Here is a 679-nt window from a genome sequence, read left to right on the forward strand (position 1 = left end):
GAGGGCCGGTCGGGCGTCAGTCGCGCCCATGCCTCGAACAACCGATGGAGTTCGTTTGCCCCGTTCATGACCATTGATCATGGCAGAGGCAGGGCCCACCGGGAAGAAGATCCCACCGGGAAGAGATCCGGCCGGGGAGAAGAGCCGACACAGGCCGAGGGGGCGGTTCNNGGCCGGACCGGCAGGCGGGTCTACTTCTTGTCGAGCAGGTCCTGGACCTTCGTACGGACCTCGTCCGTCGCCAGACCCCGGATCGTCAGCGTCGTCCGGCGGCGCAGCACGTCGTCGGCGGTCTCGGCCCACTCGGTGTCACGGGCGTACACGACCTGCGCCCAGATCTCCGGCGCGTCGGGGTGGACCCGCTCGGCCAGCTCGGGGTTCTCGTTCGCGAGACGGGCGATGTCGAAGGCCAGCGAACCGTAGTGCGTGGCCAGGTGCCGCGCGGTGTCGGCGCCCATGCGGGGGCCCGGCGCCGGACGGTCGGTGAGCAGCCGGTGCGCGACCGCCCGCGGGTTGGCGATGCCCGGCAGCGGCAGCTTCCGCGGCAGCGTGGCGACCGGCTCGAAGTCCTCGCCCAGCGGGTGGCCCGGCAGGGTCTCCAGCTTCTTCATGATGGTGCGGCCGATGTGCCGGAACGTCGTCCACTTGCCGCCCGCGATGGACAGCATGCCGCCCCGGC

Annotated in this window: 1 protein-coding gene; it reads right to left on the minus strand. The window is 71.3% G+C overall.

Going from position 1 to position 679, the window contains the following annotated elements:
- Window positions 1–191 precede the first annotated feature (191 nt).
- The coding region (locus tag AOK23_RS51215) for a glycerol-3-phosphate dehydrogenase C-terminal domain-containing protein (protein ID WP_276205810.1) at window positions 192–679 on the minus strand (488 nt) is incomplete at its 5' end.

This window comes from Streptomyces torulosus (assembly GCF_001419765.1).
Lineage (GTDB): Bacteria > Actinomycetota > Actinomycetes > Streptomycetales > Streptomycetaceae > Streptomyces > Streptomyces torulosus.